The sequence below is a fragment of the Chitinophagales bacterium genome (genome assembly GCA_017303415.1).
Lineage (GTDB): Bacteria > Bacteroidota > Bacteroidia > Chitinophagales > Chitinophagaceae > SpSt-398.
This window is the reverse complement of the sequence record JAFLBJ010000001.1, coordinates 549780-574216: the sequence shown is the minus strand read 5'-3', so window position 1 is coordinate 574216 and position 24437 is coordinate 549780. Positions and strand designations below refer to the sequence as shown.

The following is a 24437-nucleotide window of genomic DNA, read 5'->3' as shown; positions in this document are numbered from 1 at the left end:
CCACCGAACTACCATGGAGAAAAAACCCACCTTATATACTGCTCTATCCCCTGCCCTGCTCCATTTATACGATGTTACCAACAGCATTGTGGTGATCATTGATGTGCTGCGTGCTACCTCTACCATCGCTACGGCCTTATACAATGGCGCTAAATCCGTGATCCCTGTGGATTCGGTAAGTCGTTGTATCGAGATCGGTAGACAGATCGAAGGGATCACTGCCGGTGAACGGGATGGACAAATTGCCGAGGGATTGGAATATGGCAATTCACCGTTTGAATATCCCCGTGATTTCATTGGAGGAAGGACGCTTGTATTAACCACCACCAATGGGACACGCTTACTTCACATGGCCCTGGAAAAAGGCGCTCAGGAGATCATCACGGGTTCTTTTCCCAATCTGCAATCTGTTTGTAATTACCTCGGTGAACGTAAACAGAATGTGATTCTTGGTTGCGCGGCCTGGAAGGACCGGGTGAATATGGAGGATATGTTATTTGCCGGCGCAGTGATCGAAGCGATCGGAAAGAATTTTAGCATCAATTGTGATTCATCGCACCTGGCGCAATCTACCTATGCACGTGCGAAGAAGGACTTGTTTGGGTTTATGAAGAAGAATGATGCATCGCATTATCATCGGTTAATGAACTTCGGGCTGGAGAAAGATATTAAGTATTGTCTGACACCGGGTGGAGCGGATGTATTACCGGTGTATAAAGATGGAAAGCTCGTAGTACACTCCTAAACTTCGTGTCCTTCGTGCCTTCTTTGTGTCCTTTGTGACCTCTTACGCAAGACTGGCGTAGGAGGTCACGAAGGACACGAAGGGAGCACAAAGAACACGAAGGAAACACAAAGGGGGCGCAAAAAAAATCCGCAAAGGTACACCATTTTCCCCGCTATTTTTTAATTCTCACGAATAAATATTTTCTTTCATTTAAGAGAGGAAATCCGGATTCTATTCCTTTACTTTTGCAGATTGTCCATTTTTGAAACTGTGCATTGATATTAGGAATTTATCCCTATGGCCTTACCCCATCTGATTAAGTATGTGTACACCCATGGAACTGATGAAGTGATACGTCGCGGCAAGAAGATCCATGCGGTAGGTTTTGTGGAATTAGTAGAGTATGACGATCTCTTTGGCTCGGCCGTGTTCCGGGTGAAAGATGATACCTATGCTACTTACTACAAAGTATATATTCAAAAGATAAACGATGCGCAGCATGTATCGCTGCGTTGCGCCTGCCCTTATAACCTGGGGGATATCTGCCGCCACGAGGCGGCTTCGCTTTTTTCTTTACAGGAGATGATCGACAAGAACCTCCTGAAAACAGGGGGCTCGGTATACGATCAACGGCATACCGTGGTAAAGATGAAGACGATTGAGATGAAAACCATCCGGTTGCTCTGCTCACAGGAAACACTGAACACCGCCGAAACCTATTTACGCACGAATAAGGCCACGATCGATTATGCCAAGGATGAGATGGTAAAAGCCACTGTCACCCTGGAAGGCAAGGATTATAAAGTGGTGATCAGAAAGAACGAGGAAAAGAATTTTGATACCAGTTGTGAATATGTGGATGAAGATCATCCGCTTTGTTTACCCAAAGTGATCGTCTTTTTGCAATTGTTATCCGGTCATGGCGCGCATTATTTTGACAGCATCCGTAACTGGGATAAGGAAAAGAACAAACTGCTTGAACTTTATGGTTATTCTCTTGAGGATGACCTGGAAGGAAAATTTGAGTTCACCTATAAAGAAGGCAAACCCTTTCTGCGTTTACTTGACCCCACGATCAAGCGGGTAAATGCCGTTCCTGCGGCACCGGCGCCACGTCCCGTACCTGTACAGGAAGAAACCGCCCCCGAACCGGAGAAACCTGTGGTGGTACAAGGCCCCTCCAAACGCTTGGGTGTTGTTTTTAATTTAAATAAAAAGAACTACCCCTATTTTTCGGTGGATGTGATTCGGGGCGAAGCGGATGATGAATCCATTTCCCTGACCGATAAAGTAGAAAAACTCGATCTTACCAAATATGTCGAGGTAAATGACCTGTCGGAGTATGACCAGCAATTATTTGCCATGCTGCGCAAATTGCAGGATACCGAGATCAATAAATACATAAGCCGGAACTCACCTTTCTCCGGAATCTGGGAAAATATCATTCAACAGGAGGATGAGGACCTGGCCGATGAGACCAAGGCGCTGATCCGTGAATACCTGCATCCCAAACTAAAGAAACTAATGGTAGAGCATGAAGGGCAACCTTTGTTCTTTATGCTTCCCAAAGGAAAAGCCTTTAAGACAGCCAACCTGGAGCCCGTGCAAGCCTCCAATGATCCATTGTCACCAGCCTTTGAGGTAAACAAAAATGGAAAATCCTATCAAGTGGATTGTGTGTTACGCGCCGGTGGTTTGTTTTATAAATTGGGGGATAACGAAACCAAGGTCCCATTCTTCTTTTTATACAATAATCAGATCAGTCTTTGGAAGAATACCGAGGCGATGGAAATGGCCGAGCGCTTTCTTCCCAATGGGCAGTACAATATTCCCAATGCCGAATGGGAAAAACAACTCCACGGGTTTATCCTGCCACTGACGCGGGATTATAAGGTGGAATTCAAATCCACGCTTGTTACCGAGGTCAAGGAAGGCGAACCCGAAACACGTTTATTCCTTGTAGAAAAAGGGGATTACCTCGTATTTCAACCCACATTTACCTATAAAGGGTATGAGACCAAGGCCCGGGATAGAAATGAAGTGGTGGTACCGGTGAATGATAAAGTGATGATCGTGCGGCGTAACCGTGACGCGGAGCATAAGTTCATTCAACAGTTACAGAACCTGCACAGCAATTTTATTTACCAATCCGATGCCGGGTCGCTGGCGCTAAAAGGCACCGATGTATTAAAGAACAACTGGTTCTTTCTTTTTGTGGATGCCATGAAGGACATGAAGATCGAGGTATTTGGGTTTGATGCATTGAAGAATTTCCGGTTTAACACCGCACGCCCATCGACCAAGATCTTTATCAGCAGTCATACCGATTGGTTTGATGCCAAAGTGGACATTCTCTTTGGTGACCAGAAGGTAAGTGTATCCGAGGTTAAACGTGCCCTGGCCAATAAACAGCAATTTGTACAACTGAACGACGGCACCCTGGGTATTCTGCCCGAGGAGTGGTTGAAAAAATATTCCCTGCTCTTCCGAATTGGAGAAGGTAAAACCGACCAGCTTAAATTATCCAAGTACCACATGAGTGTGGTGGATGAATTGTATGACAGTCGCGATGAAGGCGAGCTGGTACTTCAACTCGAAGAGAAATACGAGAACCTCAAAGAAGGCCATACCATTAAGGAGATAGAACCTCCGGAAAGATTAAAGAGCATCCTTCGCCCTTACCAGGTAGCTGGCTATCAATGGCTCAATTATCTCAGTGAAGTAAACTGGGGTGGTATCCTGGCCGATGACATGGGTTTGGGTAAAACGGTACAGGCGCTTTCCTTTATCCAGCATTTTAAAGACAGCAAAGGTAAACTGAGGGCGCTGGTGGTATGTCCCACTACATTGATCTATAACTGGGAGAATGAGATCAGGAAATTCACCTCTGATCTGACCTATCATATCCATCATGGCGGAGCCAGATCCAGAGAGAAAGAAGCCATTGAGAATTATGATGTGATCATTACGACCTATGGTACGTTACGGAGTGATATCAAATTACTGGTGACCATTGATTTTGATTACCTCGTACTCGATGAGTCACAGGCCATCAAGAACCCCGCGAGTAAAGTAACCAGGGCCGCTTCGCTGCTCAAAGCCAAGAACAGGCTCTGCATGAGTGGTACGCCTTTACAGAACAACACTTTTGATATATATGCGCAAATGAACTTCCTCAACCCAGGTATGCTCGGTACAATGGAGTTCTTCCGTCAGGAATTTGCCATTCCCATTGACAAATTTGGGGAAGAGGACCGGAAGGATCATTTGCGGAAGATATTGTATCCTTTTATCCTGCGTCGCACCAAGGAGCAGGTGGCGCGTGACCTGCCTGAGAAACAGGAAATGATCCTGTATTGTGAGATGGAGGACGAGCAGAGACGGATCTATGATGCCTATCGCAATGATTACCGCAACCAGATCCTGGGCACGATCGAGACACAGGGTATTCAGAAGTCACAGTTGACCATCCTGCAAGGGTTGATGAAACTCCGGCAGATCTGTGATTCTCCCGCTATCCTCAATGAAGAGGATAAGTTTGAGAACCATTCTATCAAGCTCGATGAACTCGCGCGTGAGATCACCGAGAATATCGGAAACCACAAGGCGCTCGTGTTCTCCCAGTTCCTGGGTATGCTCGCGCTGATCAAGGACCGGTTGAAGCACCTGGGTATTACGTACGAATATTTTGATGGAAGCACATCGGCCCCCGACCGGGAGAAAGCCATTCAAAGCTTCCAGAATGATGATAAGGTCAGGGTCTTCCTGATCTCCCTCAAAGCCGGGGGTGTGGGTTTGAACCTGACGGCTGCTGACTATGTGTACATTGTTGATCCCTGGTGGAACCCTGCTGTGGAGCAACAGGCCATTGACCGGACGCATCGTATCGGGCAGACCAAAAACATCTTTGCGTACCGCATGATCTGTAAGGATACGATCGAGGACAAGATCATTCAGCTTCAGGAGAAGAAAAGGGCCCTGGCGAAGGAATTGATCGCGGATGATTCGTCGTTTGTCAAGTCCTTGTCGAGGGAAGATGTGGAGTATTTGTTTAGTTAAACTTTGTATTATACCGCCATGGCGCGATGGCGCAAAGAAATGACGAAACATGGCAACTTTGCGCCCGTGAGGTAAAATCAATTTCGATGCTTAGAACCATTTTTCTCCTTCTTCTTTCCAACATCTTCATGACCTTTGCCTGGTACTACCACCTTAAAGAAAAGGGGTGGCCACTTTGGAAAGCCATTTTACTCAGTTGGTTCATTGCTTTGTTTGAATACATGCTGATGGTTCCGGCCAACCGGCTGGGATATAATAATGCCGGACTTTCTGCATTTCATCTCAAGATCATTCAGGAAGTGATCACGCTCATTGTGTTTACCGGGTTCGCGGTATGGGTATTGAAAGAGCCCTTCAAAATGAATTATCTTTTTAGCTTCGCGTTTTTATTATTGGCGGTGTATTTTGCTTTTAAAAAATAAAAGCTGTCACCATTTTATAGCTCTTTGGTGAAATAAAAAAGCCGCTCCACCACGGAACGGCCTTTAGTTATCGGGGAGTTAGTAAGCTACTATTTCTTCTTCCGGTAATCATAAGCATGGGCTGCAGGAGATTGTCCTGACAGGAAGATTCCCAAAACCACTTTAATAACCCGGAAAACATTAAGTGAAGGTTGATAGTTGCGTTTGTATATACGCGCTTCTTCATGAGCATGATGGATCATCCTGTTTTTCATAATAAATTGGATTTATAGAAGAATAAAACGCCGGGAACAAAAAAAAATTATGTGGATAACGTTAAAAAATAGGATATTAGCTAACGCGTAACCCGTTAAATTTCAACCTTATGACAAAAACTAAAGCAATTTCTCTCTTTGTTTTCGGGATTTTATCCCTTTCCGTAGCCTATTCTCAGCCCGAAGCCGTCTCGGCCAGTCTTTCCAAGGTCATTGTCGATTATTCCAATCAGTTTCCCAAATACCTGGGCGAACCGCTGACCTCCAACCCTCAATCGGAGGAGTTTGGTTCTAAAATATGTATTGCCGGCGCCGAGCAGTGTACCATTACAAAGTACAGTGCCAAGAGCAAGACGGTTTATTCCTGGCAGGCACGCATGCCGGTATCCGAGGATTTTTCAAGTGCGGTAAAAACCTATAAAGAACTTTTTCAACAAGCCCAGCAAACCGTGGTCACACTGGGAGATAAAACCTTTCATCTGGTGGGCACCTACAAAGAGCCTACCGAGTCGCTGCGTTTTCACAGCATCATTCTCACCCCCGATAGCAAGGACAGGGCACTCAAGAACCTCAAACTCGAGATCCTTCTTGAAGCCGATATGCTGGAATGGGGTATCCGCGTCATTCTGTATGACAAGGAGCGATTGGACGATGAAAGAGGGCCGGTGATCGAGAATTAACCTTCATTAACATTAATGCAACCCGGGTTAACCTCCCATTCGGTGGGGTAAGAATATTTTCGTAGCCGGAATCAAAACCCGGTTATGAAAAAAGCTTTACTCCTCTCTGTATTTGTATTTTCCATCTTGTTTGTGGCAGCCCAAAAAACCGGAACGGTCAAGGGGGTGGTATTTGATACCCTGACCCAGAAGCCGGTGGCTGGTGCTACCATTACTGTGATGAAGCGGATCGACTCCTCCCTGGTTACATTTACCATGACCGGAAACAATGGGGCTTTTTCCCTTTCCGGGATCGAGAAGGGAGATTACCGGCTCCTTATCACCCATGTGGGATATCATAACGGGAATAAGTATTTCATCCTGTCCGATTCCGTGAACCTGGTAGACATGGGGAATGTGGTATTGAATGATAAAACGAAGGTGTTGGAGGAAGTGGTCATTATGGCCGAGGCCCCGCCAGTGACGATCGTGGGGGATACGATCCAGTACAATGCCGGATCCTTTAAAACCAAACCCAATGCGGTGGTCGAGGACCTGCTCAAGAAATTACCCGGGGTACAGGTGGAGAGCGATGGAACGGTAAAGGCGCAAGGGGAAGAGGTGAAGAAAATACTGGTGGATGGCAAAGAGTTTTTTGGCAATGACCCAAAGATCGCGACCAAGAACCTGCCCGCCGATGCAGTGGATAAAGTACAGGTATATGACAAAAAAAGTGACGCGGCCGAGTTAACGGGTTTTGATGACGGCAACTATGAAAAGACCATCAACCTGAAATTAAAAGAGGACAAGAAAAAGGGCGCTTTTGGTAAGGCCATGGTTGGTGGAGGTACCGAAGGCCGGTACGAAGGAAGGTTCAATGTAAATGCTTTTAAAGGCGCGCGCCAATTATCCGTTATCGGCATGTCGAACAATGACAATGCCGAAGGGTTCTCTTTTATGGATATCCTGAATTTTTCCGGTGGACTTGGGAATGTATCCAGCAGTGGCGGGAATATTAACATCAATATCAGTTCCAGCGACCCATCGGCCAACCTGTTTGGTCTTGGAGGAGATAATAGCATCAATACGACCAACGCAGGCGGGGTGAATTACAATAATATCATAGGGAAGAAGACCAAACTGAATGGGAATTATTTCTACAACCGCTTCAACCCGTTGACCGAATCGCGGACCGCCCGGCAATACATTTTACCCGATTCTACCAACTACTATAATTCCTTTGGAAAATCGGATGTTTTGAACGAGAACCACCGTGTGAATTTTGTGGTGGACTATTTTATCGATTCCAACAACTCCATCAAGATCACCCCGAATTTCAGCTATCAGAAATCCTCCACGCGGTCCCAGGGACAGTCTGAAACATTAACGGAGCAACTCGCCCGGACCAATGACAGCTGGACCGATTATATTGCTTCGGCAAGGGGGTATAATTTTACCAATGACATCATTTACCGTCACCGCTTTTCAAAACGCGGTCGTACGCTTTCCCTGAGTTTGAATTCAAAACTCAATGAGAACACAGGCGAGAGTGATCTTGAGTCGGTCAATAATTTTTATAAAACATCCAATCTCTTCCGTACGGATAGTGTGCGCCAGCGTAGCGACCTGACCAATGACCAGAAGGGATATACTGCCAAGGCCGTGTACACCGAGCCATTAGGGAAGAGCTCACTGCTGGAGTTGAGTGCCTCTAATAGTCATACCCGTTCTGTATCCGACAAAGTGACCTATGATTACAATAAGGGCACGGACAAGTATGATCAGCTCAATGATCTGTTGACCAATAATTACGAGAACATTTACAATACTACGGTAGCTGGATTCCGGGTACGGACCCAGAAAAGGAAATTCAGCTATGCCTATGGATTGAGCTGGCAGAAGGCCGCGCTGGAGGGTACCATCATCAGCGGGACCAAGGATTCGGTGATCCGTCAGGATTTTCACAACTGGTTGCCCAATGCCCAGTTCAAGTATCAGTTTAGCCGTTTTAAAAACCTGTCACTCAACTACCGCACATTCACCACCCAGCCTACGGCTTCCCAGTTACAACCCGTGCCTGATGTAAGCAATCAGTTGAGCATTAAATTGGGTAACCCCAATCTGGAGCAGGAGTTTGCCCATAGCATACAGCTATCTTATACCGGTGTGAACCCGTTCAAGAATAAAAACCTTTTTGCCTTTGTCAACTTTACCACCACGGCCAATAAGATCGTAAATGTAAACCAGCGTGATTCCCTCGGGGTGGATACCACCACCTATGTGAATGTGGACGGGGTATATAACCTCAACAGTAATTTTCATGTCGGTTTACCCCTGAAGTTCATGAAGGCCAATCTGAACCTGGATGCCGGGGTACAATACAGCCGTGGATTTCAGTACAGCAATGGAGCGAAGAATGAGATCCGGAATACCAGTATCGATCCCCGCGTGGAGATCACCAAAGTGATCAAGAATAAAGTGGACCTCTCGGTATTTGCCGGGATCACCCTGAGCCGGGCTACTTATTCTCTACAGTCCAATTTGAACAATAACTATGTCACCCGCGAATGGGGTGGTAATATTGGCTGGGAGTTGCCCAAGAATTTCTATTTATCCACTGATTTTGAATACCGGGTCAATACCCAGCGGGCGGAGGGTTTCAATATCAAGGTCCCCATGTGGAATGCGGCCATCAGCAAGCAGTTCCTCAAGTTTAACCGTGGCGAGCTCAAGCTGAGTGTTCATGACCTGTTGAACAAGAACCAGGGCATCCAGCGGAATACCAATGCCAACTATATTGAGGATGTCAGCAATACGATACTCCGCCGGTTCTTTATGCTGAGTTTTACCTACAGCCTGAACAAGATGGGGGCGAACCCTCCCGGCGGCCCGGGGATGAATATGCGGGTGATCAGGAGGTAAGTAAAAACACTTAGATGCGGTAACCCTGATTTTTTTGTTTTAGTGTATTGGTATTAGTTAGTATTGATTTATATTAGCTAAAACTGAGACCAATGAGACTCCTTATTCTATTTATCCTCTTATCGGGGGTAACCAATGCTCAAATGAGAGGGAAAATTCAAAGTTCCCAAAATAAAGTCGCCGTTTCCGGCGCGGATATTTGCAATGTGACCCAAAACAAGTGTGTAAAGTCTGACGCGAACGGAGATTTTTTAATTGATGCTAGCGAGAACGACAAGATCATCATTTTTCACCCAGCCTTCCATCCCAAAGAAATCATTTTATCTGCACAGAATGTAGCAAGCATTTTTGCTGAGGCCTTGGATCCAATATCCGATGCAAAAAACGCTCCGTTAGCTCCTAATAGTACTTGGATAGGTGCAAAAATTGGATATAATTTTGATGGTTTTAGCGACGACGAGAATGATTTTATAGGAGCAGCTAAGGTAAGACTGAATATGGCAGAAACGAAATTCGAAAATTTTGATTTCGGTGTAATTGGAAATGTTTCGGATTTTATATCCAATTCTTCAAAAGAAGAAAAAGAAACCAGTCTCCAAAAGCTGACATTGTCAGTGTCTGGATTGAGCGTTGGTATTTATGGACAACACTTCATAACAAGGAAAGATGAGAAAGACGCTAAGGTCCGAACTAGCTCAAGTGTATATTATACTGCTAACTATAGGCTAAATACCTATCAAAATATTGGCGTAGACAGCATTACGGTCAACTTAAGTCAGTTTAAATCATCCTTTGGCTATCAGTTTGAAGGCTTGAATTTTACTAAAAAGGGGAGCCTAAATATTTCAGTTGAAGGCAGTTTTTACGCATTTGACCCCGGTAGATATGAAAAGATATTTAATAATAGAAAAGGAACAATGTTCTCTCTTGAGATAGGCGCCATATTGCCAATAAATGAAATGATTGGCTTTTTTGTAAGTACTACTATGGCACCAAAGGTGGAGGGTGTTTTTCTATGTGGCCTTATTGTAAAACCTGAATAGCTATGAAATATTTGATATTTATCACACTTTCCTTAGTGTTATTTTCATGTAATGATGCTGCCGAAATATCTGATGAGCTGGCTGATACTGTTTATGTGCGCGAGGCCGATTCTGTAGTTGAAGATTATATCTCAAGCGACTCACTTCCCGGCCTTGACCCTATTCTTGGACAGGTCATATGTACGGAAGTTTTATCCCTTCCCCCATATGTGGTAGAGAGAATACAGTATGTGAAATTGCCTGATGGCAAATATGATACTTCGAATTCCTATCAGGTATATACACCAGAAGAAGCTATTTCCCAGAATTTGTATACATGCAAGCAATTTTGGTGGGAGAAGGACACTTTGGCCGTCAAATTTATTGACCCTAATCCTGATCCTGTAGTAATTAGTAGAATAAAAGAAACAGCAAAAACCTGGGAACAATATTGTTCAATTGTTTTTGACTTTGAGAATAGGTTAACGCCTGATATTACTGTCTCTTTGATGTATGGTGTTAATGAGTCTTGTGTTGGTAATACCTCAAAATGGGCAACACCCTCATTAAAATTAACGGGATTAAGAAGAAATTCACCTCAGGAACTTTATAATAAGTATGTCCTCCATGAATTTGGGCATGCAATTGGTTTATTTCATGAGCAGCAAACGCCAAATGTTGACATACCTTGGAACGAGGAATTTTTGTTTTCTTATTATGGGAAACCCCCCAACGGCTGGAGTAAAGATATGGTTCGAAAGAATATTCTCAATAAACCGCACTACACCAATTGTGTGGCTTCTGCCTATGATAATGAATCTATCATGATTTATGAAATATTGCCTAGTATGGTAAAGGACAGAAGGTACGCAACTAATGGCGCTTCGAAGTTATCTCGAACGGATATTGAGAACATACAAAAAATATATCCAAAATTGTAGTGGGACATTAAACTGGATAATTGCGTTCCAGCCACTCCCCTGCCGACCGGGCAGACTGTTCGATGCTGATCTTTTTGGCGATCTTTTCCTGTGCGTTGGTAATAGCCGAACTGATCAGGTTATGTGAGATGGATTCAGCTTCATCCATACCCAGCTTTTTCATCATGTCGACGATCTTATCACCGCCAAAGCGTTTGAAAAGTGGCTCGTCGAGGGCGCTAAGGATTAGTATCTCCTGTCCGGTGAAGTTTTGAAACAATTCTCTTTCCTTTTCCGCTAAGGGATAATGCTCGAGGAGAAAGATCGGTTTGCCGGAGGCCTGTGAGGTGTGCAGCTCCCGGTAGAGATAAACGGGAGTATCGATGCCACGTGCCTGAAGGAATTGCGAAAACTCTTCCCGGGTTTCTTCGAACCAGGCGATCAATACAGCGCCGGGTTTATCTTTTAGTAAAGTAAGTAATCCTGATTTCTTTGCCGGCCCGTGTATCCAGACGATGTCCTGGAATTTTGGTGGCTGCTTTTTATTAAAGAGATTGAACATTGTCCTTTGATTTTGATTACCCGGATTTCGCGAATTGCACCATTTTTTTGTTTTACGCAGCGCTCGCAAAGAATAAGAAGAACGCAACGGCCGTACTAATTTCGATGTAAATACAGCCGCTGCGCCCGTTTCTTCCTTGCGAGCGCTGCGAGAAACATACCATAAAATTCGTGTAATTCGCGAAATCCGCGTAATCCATATAATCAAAGGATCCTGGTCTAGTTACGCATCCGGAATTGCATCCCTCCATTCTCCTGCATTTCCTTCATCATTTTCTCTCTTTCTTTTACAAATTCTGCCTGGGTGATCTTTTTCCCGCCTTTGGGTTCTTTTATCTCTTTGGTATCTACCTTATCGGAGATCTCTACCGCTACAATGCTGACACGGTCACCTTCGGTCACCTCAAGTACAGCCCCGGGCAATTGCCCCTGATAGATCAACGGTCCGGCAAATACCGGCATATCCGTGGCAAACCAGGCTATGATCTCCAGGGTGTCCGTGACTTCCTGCCGAGTGATCACCCCATTGTCATTATTCATCCGCATACTTGCCTGTGTACGGCTGCTGGTGGCTTTGCGGCATTTATGACCGAGTATCTCTTTTGTTTCATCACTCAACTTCCAATTGAGACGGTTGATGGTATCAGCTACAAGGAAATTTTTTCCAAACAGCTCACGGTAGTCAACTTTTCTCATTTCTGGCAGATCGCTGAAACTGATATCCTGCGAGCCGGGCATTACCAATCGTATCTGGGCGCCTTCGCCACCAAAACTCATTTCATCTTCCCCCATATCCGGCATGGCCCGCCACAGGGTTTGGTTATTGGCAAAAAGCAATTCAAACCGGTCTTTTCTTTCCTGGGGTATGGCATTGGAGAAAGCCGGGTTATCGCCCCCGATCTGGATCCTCAACTTGGAGGTGCGTTCATAAACAATACGTCCCTGGGTTTGCTGGGCCCAAAGCAGGGAACCCGTGAGGGTCAGAACAAGCAAAAGTGCAATACGCTTCATGAGATTTATTATTTGTGCCAAAGCTAATTCCCCCTGGAATGGGAGTCCGTTAATGCACCTTTCAAAAAGGTTAATTAAGGTTAACAGGGGGTAAAGGGGGTTTGGGAAAGGTCTATTTTTGTTTGAATGAAGAAGCCGATTCCCTCCGCCAATAATACTGTCCGGCACCGTGACCGGGAGATCCTGCTGATCGGGTTGACCATGCTCGTCATTGCCGGTTTTCAGGGTTATTGGCTCAAGAACAGCTACGACCGGGAGAAAAAGGCACTGGCCCAACGTACCAATATCCATTTTCGCGAAACACTGATGGGGCTACAGGCAGCCGCTTTTAAATTTCAGGAATTGGAAGGCGACAGCGCTACCCGATTGGATATTGATTTTACTGATAAAGCAGGCGAACAGTTGCAGATCAAAGTGAACCGGGGACAGGATGTGGCAGGTCTTGTCAATGCCCTTGGTAAAAGAGTGGGAGATTCCTTATCCAAAAAACATTCCATTCGTTCCACCATTGTTTTTAGTGATGAGAAAAACAATATCCTCATCAGCCGGGATAGTACCCGCAGCATTGAAGCCACGGGTAAAGGAAATGGCTTGCTTAGTTTTCTTTACCGGATCGATTCACTGCAAGATACCCTGAGCAGCCAGGCCATTGATTCAGCCTTTGCGGCCACCCTGAAAAAGGAAAAGATAAACGTACCGTTTACCATTGTTCGCACCGCAGGTGCCAAAGACAAAAAAGACCGGATGCGGGGTGGGCCTTTTCCTCCCTTTGAACCAGGTATGGCACAAAGAATGCGCGAAATTCCCGATAACAATAAAGTGGTGCTGGGTTTCACCCACCCCATGACCTATGAATTGGTACTGGGAAATACCCTCCCCTATTTGCTCAACCGGCTCCTGCTCCCGATCCTGTTTTCCCTTTTTCTGATCGGTGTTACCATTGTTTCGCTGGTGTTTCTTTACCGCAACCTGATGCGTCAGCGAAGACTGACCGCTATGAAGAATGATTTTATCAGCAATGTGACCCATGAATTAAAAACCCCTATCGCAACCGTTGGTGTGGCCATTGAAGCATTAAAGAACTTTAACGCCATCAATGATCCGGCGCGGACAAAGGAATACCTGGATATTTCCCAGAATGAATTAAACCGTCTTTCCCTGTTGGTGGATAAAGTGCTCAAGCTATCGATGTTTGAAAACAAAGAGATGGACCTGCGCAAAGAATCCTTTGACCTTAAGCAGGTGACCGAAGAGGTGGTATCGAGTTTCCGTTTGCAATTCGAGAAATTTCATGCCAGCGCGGAGATCCTTACGGAAGGGAGTGATTTTACTTTGCTCGCCGATAGAATGCATATCACCAGTTTGCTGTATAATCTGGTGGACAATGCACTCAAATATTCTCCCGAGGCGCCGGAAATAAAAGTATTATTGGCTGATAAAGGCGCTATGGTACAAATTGCTGTGTCTGATAAGGGTGTGGGAATTCCTCCCGAATACCGCCAAAAGGTTTTTGAGAAATTCTTCCGTGTGCCTGCCGGCGATACCCATAATGTGAAAGGGTATGGATTGGGGCTTAGCTATGCGGCCGAGGTAGTGGCCAAACATGGTGGCACCGTGGAGGTGAACAGTGAAACCGGCAAAGGCACTACCTTTATCATCAATTTGCCCAAACAACATGGCTGAAACCAAAGTATTGTACATCGAGGATGAACTCTTTCTGGGAAAAATCGTCAAAGAAAGCCTCGAGAGCCGTGGCTTTACCGTAGCGATGGAAGGAGACGGTGCCAAGGCCTTTCCCCTTTTTCAAAAAATAAAGCCTGATATCTGTGTGCTGGATGTAATGCTTCCCAATAAGGATGGGTTTACCATTGCTGATGAGATCCGGGCGGTAGATGAAACAGTTCCCATTATTTTCCTTACAGCGAAGACGCAGACCGAAGATGTGGTAAAAGGTTTTTCCCTGGGCGGAAATGATTATATCCGTAAACCATTTAGTATGGAGGAGTTGATCATTCGGATACAACATGCGCTTAAGACAAGGATGGATACAGGCGCCAAGCCCATGACCGATTCGGTGGCCATTGGTAAACTTCAATTTCACCTCCACCGGCAGGTACTTGTAAACGGGAAGGAAGAGCGAAAACTCTCTTATCGCGAAACGGAGCTGCTGAAGATCCTGTATGAGAACCGTGAAAAGATCATTGACCGAAAAGATATTCTCAATTTACTCTGGGGAAATGACTCTTTCTTCAATTCCCGCAACCTGGATGTATATATTACAAAACTTCGTGGCTATTTGAAAGATGATCCTGCACTGGAGATCATCACCATTAAGGGTATAGGCTACCGCTTTGTCATATCCTAGGTTTATGTGTATTTGGTGCCCCGAAACATCGGGACCGTGGGAAAAATTATGTTTCAGAGCGCACAGAAATTTATTGCACAGCGCTATCTAATCTTCTTTTCATCTTATCCATTTCACTTGACAATGCTTCCATGGGTGAGGGATTGGGCATTCCGTCTTTTTGGTACTCTTCCAGCATTTTGAGCGTTACTTTCAGTTTCAACACAATTATCCTGTCCTCAATCTCCACTACTTTTTTTCGTAGCTGACTATCCAGGTCAGAAAGTTGTTTGGTGTTCAAAAGAAACCTGTTTTGGCTTTTTGAAATGCCATCTTCTGTTATTTGTCGCAACAACGAATCCTTAATTAAGGGCGTATATGATTCTTTTGAACTGGAATAGTATTCTAAACTGTTGTTGTAATATTCACGAAAAACTTTGGTGGAGTCCAATAATTTTTGGCTGGTCAGTTTTTTATATTCTTCATAAAGGGATTGTAATCTTTTATCGTTCTTCAATGCTTCATTGAATAATTTATCAACCAGATCATTCGATCCTGACCTTTTATAGGAGAAAAGGCCGCTTTCTTCTCCTTCAACTACGGCAACGCTTTTTGGAGTAGTTTCTTTTTCCCGGGTTTCAGTACAACTAAGAATAAAGAAGGTGGTTAGAATGAGTATAAGACAGGTTCGCATGGTATTCTTTTTTCTAAGTTAATAAATGTTTGGAAGGGGTTAAATTCGTATTATATATTTTATAGTATGGATATGACGATCGATTCAAAGCTTCCCAGGGTAGGAACTACGATTTTCGCCGTAATGAGCGGCCTGGCCACAGCGCACAAGGCCATAAACCTCGGTCAGGGGTTTCCGGATTTTCCAATGAATGCGGATCTGGTGGAGCTGGTGTCCAGGGCCATGCGGGATGGGTATAACCAATATGCGCCGATGCCCGGTTGGCTTCCCCTGCGGGAAGCGATTGCCGACAAAGTGAAGTACCTCTATGGTACGTCGATCAATCCTGATACCGAAGTGGTGATCACACCCGGAGGGACCTATGCCATTTATTCCGCACTTACCGCCATACTTCAACCGGGTGATGAGGTCATTGTATTTGAACCGGCCTACGACAGTTATATACCCAATGTGGAGGTGAATGGGGCCAGGGCGGTACGGATTTCACTGGTGTATCCAGATTATCATATTGACTGGGACCAGGTGCGCGCGGCCATTACACCCCGTACAAAAGCCATACTTATCAATTCTCCCCATAATCCAACGGGCGCCGTGCTGAGTGAAGACGATATTCAGCAATTACGAGCGATCACGAAGGGCACGAATATTTTTATTGTGAGTGACGAGGTGTATGAACACCTGATCTATGATGAACTTCCCCATCGGAGTATTCTTCGCTACAGCGACCTGCTTGAAAGGAGCTTTGTCTGCTTTTCTTTTGGAAAGGTTTACAACTGCACGGGTTGGAAACTTGGCTATTGTATCGCCCCGGCACCTCTGATGAAGGAGTTTACCAAGGTGCACCAGTTCAACTCCTTTAGTTGTTTTACCCCAACCCAGGTAGCACTGGCGGAGTATTTGAAAAATAAAGAGGCCTATATATCCCTGTCCGGCCTTATGCAAAAGAAAAGAGATCATTTCATTTCCCTGATGAAAAACACCCGCTTTGACCTGTTGGATAGCCACGGGAGTTATTTTATCTGTGCCAAATACAACCGGATCAGTGATGAGGCAGATAAGGACTTTGCCATTCGCGTGACAAAGGAATACGGGGTGGCTACCATTCCCGTTTCGGCTTTTTATCAGTCGGGTGAGGATAATAAGGTTGTACGGTTTTGTTTTTCCAAGAAGGAAGAAACCCTGGAGGAAGCGGTTTCCAGATTACAATCAATTCAATAAGACAGAAAACTATTAGCTTTTAGTCCTTTGAACCAAGTGTGATGAATGAATATTCAGGAGAAATATAAAGGGGTATTCTACATGTTGCTTGCCGCGATGGGGTTTTCCATCATGGGCGGAGCCGCCAAGGCATTAAAAGGAGACTTCAATGCCGGGCAGCTTGTATTTTACCGCAACCTCATTGGACTTATTTTTCTCGCAGCCAGTCTGATCACCCGGCCACCGGCCAGTCAGGGTGGCAAATTTCATTTATTGCTGTTTCGGGGTTTGATGGGCACTACGGCACTTTATACCCTTCTTTATTGTATCCTGCATATTCCGTTGGGAACGGCCATGAGTTATAACCTCACCTCGGCCTTGTTTATAGCAGTGTTTAGCTTTTTGTTGTTCAGGGAGTATAATGGCAAAAGGGTTTTATTGGCGGTATTACTTGGTTTCCTGGGCATGTTGCTTATTTATAAACCAGTGATGCATTTTCCCTGGTATTATCATTTGGCCGGCTTGATATCCGGTATTACCTCTGCACTTGCTTATATCACTGTGGGACGGTTGAATAAATATTATGATCCCCGCATCATTGTACTTGCATTTATCGGTACGGGTGTGTTGGTCCCGCTATTGTTTATGGTGGCCCGCGCGGTTTTCGCCCTTCCAGTGGATGAGGTTTTTTTTATAGCCTGGAAATGGCCCCAGGGAATTGAATGGGGATTGCTTCTCTTACTCGGACTGGCCGCGCTTTTTGGTCAATACTTTGTTACCCGCGCCTACGGTTCGGATAAAGCGGGTATTGTTTCCGCGGTAGGGTATGCCAATATCATCTTCAGCGTATTTATAGGTATGATGCTCAACGACCCCTTCCCCGACCTGATCTCCTGGGCCGGGATATTTTGTATTATTACGAGTGGGGTTATTATTTCGTGGGTGAAGAGGGGGTAGCGGGGGGTGTTGGATGTTAGATGTTAGATGTTGGATGACGGATGACGGATGACAGATGGCGGATGACAGATGGCGGAGGGCGGCTGTGCGAGACCTCTGGTCTCGCACGATTATCTTGTCGCCTCTGGCGACTCGAATAACAACCTATATCATTCTAATAGGCTGCACATATTTTGTCGCCGGAGGCGACGGGAGATAGGTGCGAGACCAGAGGTCTCGCACAGCAAGCCTCCGCCATCTGTCATCCGCCATCTGTCATCGGTCAACTGTCATCCGTCATCCGTTCTAAAATCCCCCCCCCCAAAAAAAAATTTTGCCATCTCAATTCTTTCATCGTATATTTGCGATAAGCAATTAAACACATGGCAATCCACAAAAAAGAAGAGTTTTCTACCACTGAGCAGGCGCTGGCCGCTTTTGCAAAAGCCATCAGTCACCCCGCGCGGATCGCGATACTGGGGGTATTGGCGCAACGCAACCAGTGTATTTGCGGAGAGATCGTTGAGGTAATGCCCCTCTCGCAGAGTACCGTGAGTCAGCACCTGAAAGAGTTGAAAAATGCGGGCCTGATCAATGGGGAGACCGATGGTCCGCGCAGTTGTTATTGCATCAACTGGGAGGCCTTTGAAAAATTCAATTTGGATTTTAACTCCCTGTTCCAGCAGTTACGGGAAGTAAATGCCAAATGCTGTTGACATCAACCTAAAATCAACCAATATGAACAAAGAAGCAGAACTCAAGCAACTGGTCAAAGAAAAATACAGTGCCATTGCCGGGCAGGAAAAGGAATATAACCTGGCTTCCTGTTGTGGCGCCACCGGATGTTGTGGTGGCGATGAAGTGTATACCATCATGGCCGATGATTATACCAAATTGGATGGCTATGTAGCCGATGCGGACCTTGGTCTGGGCTGTGGCCTTCCTACCGAACACGCCGATATTCATGAAGGACAGGTGGTGATCGACCTGGGAAGCGGAGCGGGCAATGATGCTTTTATCGCCCGACGCATTGTGGGGGAAAAAGGAAAAGTGATCGGTATTGATTTTACCGATGCCATGATCGATCGCGCAAGGAACAATGCAGAAAAGCTGGGATATAATAATGTGGAGTTTCGCATGGGGGATATTGAGCGTATGCCCGTTACGGCAAATGTGGCCGATGTGATCGTCAGTAACTGTGTACTCAACCTGGTGCCCAATAAAAAGCAGGTCTTTAGTGAAATATACCGTGTACTGAAACCGGGCGGTCATTTTTGTATCTCTGATATCGTACTGAATGGAGAGATGCCTGAGAAATGGAAAGAGATCGCCGAATTATATGCAGGTTGTGTATCCGGCGCCATTCAAAAATGGCAATACCTGCAACTGATCGAAGAGAATGGTTTCCGCAATGTGAAATTGCAGAAGGAAAAAGCCATTGCCATTCCTGAGGAAATTTTGCTCAAATACCTCAGTGTGGAAGAAGTAAAAGCCTACCTCGATGGAAACGTACGCATAGAAAGTATCACCGTATCCGCTACCAAGCCTGCCTGTGAACCCGGCAGCGGTTGTTGCTAACGTATTTTTTCACTCTAAATAGTATAGCCATGAACAAAACGAAAATCAGCGAGGCCGATGGAGGCTGCTGCGGCGGCCTTGGTTGCTGCTAAAATCAATGGGGGGTGGGCAAGCCCCCCTTTTTTTAATTCATTTATCGGGGAATGAGATGAAGCGAAAATGAAAAATCTTCTCCATTCTCAAATTCCTAAATACTTAAATTAGACCGAATGCTCCGACTTCTTTTTGTCTGTATTGAGAATAGCAACCGCAGCCAGATGAGCCAGGCCTTTGCAACATTACATGGCCAGGGTAAGGTAGAAGCGTATAGTGCGGGTAGCAAACCTTCAGGCATTGTAAACCCCAAGGCTATCGCGGCCATGCGGGAGTTGGGATATGACCTTAGTACCCATGACAGTAAATCACTCCAGGAAGTGGAAGCCTATGCTCCCTTTGATGCGGTGGTGACGATGGGTTGCGGAGATGCCTGCCCGTGGATGCCCGCCAAACGGTTCATCGACTGGCAGATCCCCGATCCCAAACACCTGGAGCCGGCGGAATTCAATAAGGTACGCGATCTCATAGGGGAAAAGGTAAATGCCCTGGTTGAGGAGCTGTTACTGGCACAATAGCCCGGGGGCTATTTTTCTTTCTATTACGACAGATTAAAAACGGGCTTTTTCCCTTCTTTTACGTTTTGCCATAACCAGGCAAGGGTAAAAGTGGGAATGAAATCAGTGAACGGCAGGATCTCTTCAGCAAAGTTGAAAAGTCCGCCCAGGGCTCCTTTCCAGCCTCCAAAGGTCCGGTAAAAGACCATGGCCGATAAAGGCGCCCAGAGCAGGTCGCCGAACTCGCCGAGGAAAGGCAGGGCATAGGTGGCATACCCGACCACATCCATCAGCACACAAAAAAGAAGAGAGGGTTGTTTCTTCAATTCAGTATTTGATTTTGTACGGTACATATGACCAATACCGTACCTAAATGGTTGCAAGGGGAGGGTGGAGCCCGTTAAGCTTTGGTTAAGCCTGTGCCATCTCCTGTTTCCATTGCTTATCCATCAGGATTGTACCAAAGGGAAGAATGGAAGCCAGAAAGGCTTTTACCAGCCAGATGAAGTCTTTTTTATAATCCGATCTCACCTCCCAGGCCAAATAGAGAAAAGCAATAAAGAGAACGCCATGCAGTCCGCCCACAATGGTGACGGCCAGGGGTAAGTTGGCCAGGTATTTCAACGGCATGGCAACAAACAAAAGCACCAGAAAGGAAATTCCTTCCATCAAAGCGATCTTACGAAACGTAGCAAAGACATTTTTCATCCTCGAATTTATTTTACCTAATAGCTAACTACTAACAGCTAATAGCTATTAGCTGTTAGCTGTTAGTAGTTGATAACCTGTTCTTCAATTTCAGCAGGTAATTCGCGCCATTCGTATTGTTGATTTCTAAGCTGGGGTTCAAATCCTGCTTCGCGAATGGCATCCTGCATGGAGCGGTAGGTAAAGCGGTGGGGCGCGCCGGCGGCACTTACCACATTCTCTTCGATCATGATACTGCCAAAATCATTGGCGCCACCATGGAGACAGAGTTGGGCGACCTGTTTACCTACGGTAAGCCAGCTGGCCTGGATATTCTTCACATTGGGGAGCATGATCCGGCTGATGGCGATCATGCGCAGGTATTCTTCGGGAGTTGTAAGGTTTTGTACGCCGCGTATCCGCGTCAACAATGTATCTACATCCTGGAAGGTCCAGGGGATAAAGGCAAGAAACCCTTTGGCATGTTCCGGCTTCCGGCTTTGTACTTCCCGGATCTTGATGAGGTGTTCGAATCTTTCCTCAACGGTCTCCACATGTCCAAACATCATCGTGGCGGAGGTGGTGATATCGAGTTTGTGCGCCTCGTGCATGATATCGAGCCATTCCTGAGCTCCGCATTTGCCTTTGCTGATGAGGCGGCGGACACGGTCCACCAGGATCTCCGCTCCCGCTCCGGGAAGCGAGTCCAAACCGGCTTCCTTCAAAGCGGTCAGTACTTCGCGATGGGTGCTTTTCTCCAGTTTGGTGATATGCGCCACTTCGGGAGGCCCGAGGGCATGAAGACGGATATCGGGAAATTCTTCCTTGATCTGTTTAAAAGTGTCTACATAAAACTGTAATCCCAGTTCCGGGTGATGGCCTCCTTGCAGCAGGAGTTGGTCACCACCGTATTTGATCGTTTCCCGGATCTTTTCCCGGTAGGTAGGCATATCGGTAATATAGGCCTCGGCATGTCCGGGGATCCGGTAGAAATTGCAGAATTTACAATTGGCGACACAGACATTGGTCGTGTTCACATTCCGGTCGATCTGCCAACTGACCTTGCCATGGGGAACCTGTTTCTTCCTTAATTCATTGGCCACCCAGGAGAGTTCATTCAGGGGTGCCTGCTCAAAGAGAAACTGGCCTTCTTCGGCACTGAGGTGCTCGAAATCAAGGGCTTTAGTATAGAGGTCTTGGAAATTCATATAGTAGGGGGCAAAATTAGTGAATTCAGGGGGTTTGAAGGGTGGTAAAGCTCCACGACATAACTTTACAAACAAAGCAGCATTTAAGTTCATCCATTCGTCTAACCAACCACATGGCCCGATTGCTTGCCATACTACTGATTGCTATTCTATTTACACCGACAACCAAGGCCCAGGAACAGTTTGTTGACCCGCCCAGTGTGCGACTCACCAGTTTCCCCTTTCGCCTGTTGACCGGGGGCGTTATCCTTTTCAGGGCGCAATTTGATGAATACAATGACACCCTCCAGTTCATATTGGATACGGGTAGCGGTGGGATCTCGCTTGATTCAAGCACCGTTCGAAAATTCAATCTGGTTCCCGAACCTTCTGACCGTACCGTTTTGGGTATTGGGGGTATCAAGAAAGTAGGGTTTTTATATAACCGAAAATTCCGACTGCCGGGCCTGGTAGTTGACTCCCTCAATTTTCATGTGAATGACTATGATATCCTCACCAGTGTGTATGGCGAAAAGATCGACGGGATCGTAGGGTATTCGTTTTTGAGTAAATACATTGTCTCCATTAACTATGACAGCCTCGTGATCGATGTTTTCTCCAATGGACGTTTTCGTTATCCCAAAGGGGGAAGCTTACTCGAGCCTTCTCTGCGCACACTCCCGGTGCAAAATGCCCGGATCAAGGATAATATCGCTGCCCATTCCCGGTTCCTGTTTGATATTGGTGCGGGATTATGTTTATTACTCTCCCGCGAATTTGTGGAAGACAGCAGCTTCCTGCACCGTAAACGGGTTTTGTATGTAAAAGAGGCTGAAGGACTGGGTGGGAGTGTCGATATGCACCTGACGGTTACGAAGGAGATCAAGATCGGGCCCTATAAATTCCGGAATGTACCCACTTTTGTCTTTGATGATGTGAACAACCTGACTTCTTATCCCTTTCTGGCCGGGATCATTGGCAATGACCTCATGCGCCGGTTCAATATCATACTCAATTATAGCCGACGCGAATTCTACATCACCCCCAATAAACACTACAACGATTTTTTTGATTACTCCTATACCGGGGTGGAATTATATTTTGAAAAAGAAGGGGTCGTTCTCGGCGATGTGGCCAAAGGCTCTCCGGCTGAACAGGCCGGTCTGCGCGAAGGAGACATTGTGATCGCCATCAATAACAATTTCAGCCAAAACCTCCAGCAATTCAAACAGGAACTTCAGCATGCCGGCCAGAAGATCAAAATGGTCATTTCCCGGGAGGGGCAATTGCTGCAGTTTGAGTTTAAGATCAAATCCATCCGCTGACCAGGATTGAAGGATTTTCAGGATTATAAAGATTAATTTTTTGGATTGATTAGTCAATCCTTATAATCCTGAAAATCCTTAAATCCTGGTTATTTTTGCATTTATGATACATTTCGACCGATTCGTATTACCTAATGGCCTTCGTATCCTGGTGCATCCTGATAATGCCACGCCCATGGCCGTGGTGAATGTGATGTATGATGTAGGGGCGAGAGATGAAGATCCGGCCCAAACAGGGTTTGCCCATTTATTTGAACACCTCATGTTTGGCGGCTCGGTCAATATTGCCGAGTATGATGAACCGCTGCAAATGGCCGGTGGGGAGAACAATGCCTATACCACCAATGATGTAACAAACTATTATATCCAGTTGCCTGCAGAAAACCTGGAGACCGCTTTCTGGTTGGAAAGCGATCGGATGCTATCCCTGGCATTTAGCGAAAAAAGCCTGGAGGTACAACGTAAAGTGGTGATCGAGGAGTTCAAAGAGCATTATATTAATAAGCCCTATGGCGATGTATGGCATAAAATGCGGGAGCTGGCCTATACGGTCCATCCCTATCGCTGGATGACGATCGGGAAAGAACTTGCGCATGTGGAGCAGGCAAAGCTGGAGGATGTGAAGCGGTTTTTTTTCAAACATTATTGCCCCAGCAACGCGATCCTTGTTGTAGCGGGGAATGTACAGACCGATCAGGTGTTGAAATTGGCGGAAAAATGGTTTGGGGATATCCCTTCCGGGGAGAAATACAATCGCAACCTGCCTCAGGAACCGGTGCAGCAATCGGAGCGCAAGTTGGAAGTAAAGGCCAATGTACCGCTTGATGCGCTGTATAAATGCTGGCATATCTATCCCCGTTTGGATAAACGATACTATGCCACCGATCTCATCACCGAGGTATTAGGGGGAGGCGCCTCTTCGCGGCTATACCAGCGGTTGGTCAAGGAAAAAAGAATGTTTAGCCAGATTGAATGTCACCACACTGGTAGTACCGATGCCGGTTTGTTGGTGATCGAAGGGAAACTGGTAAAGGGCACTGATATGAAGGCCGCTGAAGCGGAGATCGAGTCGGTATTGAAACAAATGCAGGACGAACCCATACTGGACAACGAATTGCAGAAGGTAAAGAATAAGACCGAAAGCATGATCGCGTTTGAAGATATGAGTGTGATGAACAGAGCGGGTAGCCTGGCTTATTATGAACTACTCGGGGATGCCTCCCTGATGAATACCGAACTGGACCGGTACCAGGAGGTCACCATCCAGGATATACAGGAAGAATGCCGACGCATCTTCCGGCCGGAGAATTGCAACACGCTTTATTACTATTCCAACAACTGA

The 24437-nt window shown here is 46.0% G+C and carries 23 protein-coding genes; 16 read left to right on the top strand and 7 right to left on the bottom strand.

Going from position 1 to position 24437, the window contains the following annotated elements:
* Positions 1 to 13: 13 nt before the first annotated feature.
* The 3 genes from J0M30_02475 (at position 14) to J0M30_02465 (ending at position 5208) form a co-directional block, all read left to right on the top strand.
* Positions 14 to 745 (top strand): 2-phosphosulfolactate phosphatase, encoded by a 732-nt coding sequence (locus tag J0M30_02475; protein MBN8666340.1) that lies wholly within the window; start codon positions 14 to 16, stop codon positions 743 to 745.
* Between the two features lie 279 nt (positions 746 to 1024).
* Positions 1025 to 4786, top strand: coding sequence for a DEAD/DEAH box helicase family protein (locus J0M30_02470; protein MBN8666339.1), 3762 nt, complete (start codon positions 1025 to 1027; stop codon positions 4784 to 4786).
* 86 nt (positions 4787 to 4872) lie between these two features.
* Positions 4873 to 5208: a DMT family protein gene (locus tag J0M30_02465; protein ID MBN8666338.1), complete on the top strand. Its 336-nt coding sequence runs from the start codon at positions 4873 to 4875 to the stop codon at positions 5206 to 5208.
* Between the two features lie 89 nt (positions 5209 to 5297).
* Here J0M30_02465 and J0M30_02460 read toward each other — a convergent pair whose 3' ends face one another.
* The gene (locus J0M30_02460) at positions 5298 to 5462 is read right to left on the bottom strand and encodes a hypothetical protein (protein MBN8666337.1); all 165 of its coding nucleotides are present in this window, start codon (positions 5460 to 5462) and stop codon (positions 5298 to 5300) included.
* 110 nt (positions 5463 to 5572) lie between these two features.
* Between J0M30_02460 and J0M30_02455 the strand changes: the two genes are divergently transcribed.
* The 4 genes from J0M30_02455 to J0M30_02440 all read left to right on the top strand — a co-directional run bounded on the left by J0M30_02455 (position 5573) and on the right by J0M30_02440 (position 11006).
* Positions 5573 to 6142, top strand: coding sequence for a hypothetical protein (locus J0M30_02455; GenBank protein MBN8666336.1), 570 nt, complete (start codon positions 5573 to 5575; stop codon positions 6140 to 6142).
* An 84-nt stretch (positions 6143 to 6226) separates the two neighbouring features.
* Positions 6227 to 9043: an outer membrane beta-barrel protein gene (locus J0M30_02450; protein ID MBN8666335.1), complete on the top strand. Its 2817-nt coding sequence runs from the start codon at positions 6227 to 6229 to the stop codon at positions 9041 to 9043.
* A 92-nt stretch (positions 9044 to 9135) separates the two neighbouring features.
* Positions 9136 to 10086: a hypothetical protein gene (locus tag J0M30_02445; GenBank protein ID MBN8666334.1), complete on the top strand. Its 951-nt coding sequence runs from the start codon at positions 9136 to 9138 to the stop codon at positions 10084 to 10086.
* Positions 10087 to 10088: 2 nt separating this feature from the next.
* Positions 10089 to 11006 (top strand): hypothetical protein, encoded by a 918-nt coding sequence (locus J0M30_02440; protein ID MBN8666333.1) that lies wholly within the window; start codon positions 10089 to 10091, stop codon positions 11004 to 11006.
* A gap of 7 nt (positions 11007 to 11013) precedes the next feature.
* Here the strand turns inward: J0M30_02440 and J0M30_02435 are convergent, their stop codons facing one another.
* Positions 11014 to 11547: a hypothetical protein gene (locus J0M30_02435; protein MBN8666332.1), complete on the bottom strand. Its 534-nt coding sequence runs from the start codon at positions 11545 to 11547 to the stop codon at positions 11014 to 11016.
* 218 nt (positions 11548 to 11765) lie between these two features.
* Positions 11766 to 12557, bottom strand: coding sequence for a GLPGLI family protein (locus tag J0M30_02430; GenBank protein MBN8666331.1), 792 nt, complete (start codon positions 12555 to 12557; stop codon positions 11766 to 11768).
* A gap of 126 nt (positions 12558 to 12683) precedes the next feature.
* Here J0M30_02430 and J0M30_02425 point away from each other — a divergent pair, with 126 nt between their 5' ends.
* Together J0M30_02425 and J0M30_02420 are read left to right on the top strand one after the other, a co-directional pair.
* A complete protein-coding gene (locus J0M30_02425) occupies positions 12684 to 14240 on the top strand; it encodes a HAMP domain-containing histidine kinase (protein ID MBN8666330.1) in 1557 nt (518 codons plus the stop codon).
* Positions 14233 to 14922, top strand: coding sequence for a response regulator transcription factor (locus J0M30_02420; protein MBN8666329.1), 690 nt, complete (start codon positions 14233 to 14235; stop codon positions 14920 to 14922). Before J0M30_02425 ends, J0M30_02420 begins: the two co-directional genes overlap by 8 nt.
* A gap of 70 nt (positions 14923 to 14992) precedes the next feature.
* On the opposite strand, the gene J0M30_02415 is transcribed toward J0M30_02420, so the two are convergent.
* Complete coding sequence (locus J0M30_02415; GenBank protein MBN8666328.1) at positions 14993 to 15595, bottom strand: hypothetical protein; 603 nt, start codon at positions 15593 to 15595, stop codon at positions 14993 to 14995.
* A gap of 72 nt (positions 15596 to 15667) precedes the next feature.
* Between J0M30_02415 and J0M30_02410 the strand changes: the two genes are divergently transcribed.
* The 5 genes from J0M30_02410 (at position 15668) to J0M30_02390 (ending at position 19917) form a co-directional block, all read left to right on the top strand.
* Positions 15668 to 16813, top strand: a complete 1146-nt coding sequence (locus tag J0M30_02410) for a methionine aminotransferase (protein ID MBN8666327.1) — start codon at positions 15668 to 15670, stop codon at positions 16811 to 16813.
* 45 nt (positions 16814 to 16858) lie between these two features.
* A complete protein-coding gene (locus J0M30_02405) occupies positions 16859 to 17749 on the top strand; it encodes a DMT family transporter (GenBank protein MBN8666326.1) in 891 nt (296 codons plus the stop codon).
* A 362-nt stretch (positions 17750 to 18111) separates the two neighbouring features.
* Positions 18112 to 18444 carry a winged helix-turn-helix transcriptional regulator gene (locus J0M30_02400; GenBank protein ID MBN8666325.1) on the top strand — a complete coding sequence of 111 codons (333 nt, stop codon included), beginning with the start codon at positions 18112 to 18114 and terminating at the stop codon, positions 18442 to 18444.
* Positions 18445 to 18466: 22 nt separating this feature from the next.
* A complete protein-coding gene (arsM, locus tag J0M30_02395; GenBank protein MBN8666324.1) occupies positions 18467 to 19306 on the top strand; it encodes an arsenite methyltransferase in 840 nt (279 codons plus the stop codon).
* A gap of 209 nt (positions 19307 to 19515) precedes the next feature.
* A complete protein-coding gene (locus tag J0M30_02390; GenBank protein ID MBN8666323.1) occupies positions 19516 to 19917 on the top strand; it encodes an arsenate reductase ArsC in 402 nt (133 codons plus the stop codon).
* A 23-nt stretch (positions 19918 to 19940) separates the two neighbouring features.
* Here the strand turns inward: J0M30_02390 and J0M30_02385 are convergent, their stop codons facing one another.
* The 3 genes from J0M30_02385 to mqnC form a co-directional block, all read right to left on the bottom strand.
* Positions 19941 to 20222 carry a hypothetical protein gene (locus tag J0M30_02385; GenBank protein MBN8666322.1) on the bottom strand — a complete coding sequence of 94 codons (282 nt, stop codon included), beginning with the start codon at positions 20220 to 20222 and terminating at the stop codon, positions 19941 to 19943.
* Positions 20223 to 20307: 85 nt separating this feature from the next.
* Positions 20308 to 20604 carry a DUF3817 domain-containing protein gene (locus tag J0M30_02380; GenBank protein MBN8666321.1) on the bottom strand — a complete coding sequence of 99 codons (297 nt, stop codon included), beginning with the start codon at positions 20602 to 20604 and terminating at the stop codon, positions 20308 to 20310.
* 62 nt (positions 20605 to 20666) lie between these two features.
* Positions 20667 to 21791 carry a dehypoxanthine futalosine cyclase gene (gene mqnC / locus J0M30_02375; protein MBN8666320.1) on the bottom strand — a complete coding sequence of 375 codons (1125 nt, stop codon included), beginning with the start codon at positions 21789 to 21791 and terminating at the stop codon, positions 20667 to 20669.
* A 113-nt stretch (positions 21792 to 21904) separates the two neighbouring features.
* Between mqnC and J0M30_02370 the strand changes: the two genes are divergently transcribed.
* Both J0M30_02370 and J0M30_02365 read left to right on the top strand, forming a co-directional pair.
* A complete protein-coding gene (locus J0M30_02370) occupies positions 21905 to 23095 on the top strand; it encodes an aspartyl protease family protein (GenBank protein ID MBN8666319.1) in 1191 nt (396 codons plus the stop codon).
* A gap of 103 nt (positions 23096 to 23198) precedes the next feature.
* Positions 23199 to 24437: an insulinase family protein gene (locus J0M30_02365; protein MBN8666318.1), complete on the top strand. Its 1239-nt coding sequence runs from the start codon at positions 23199 to 23201 to the stop codon at positions 24435 to 24437.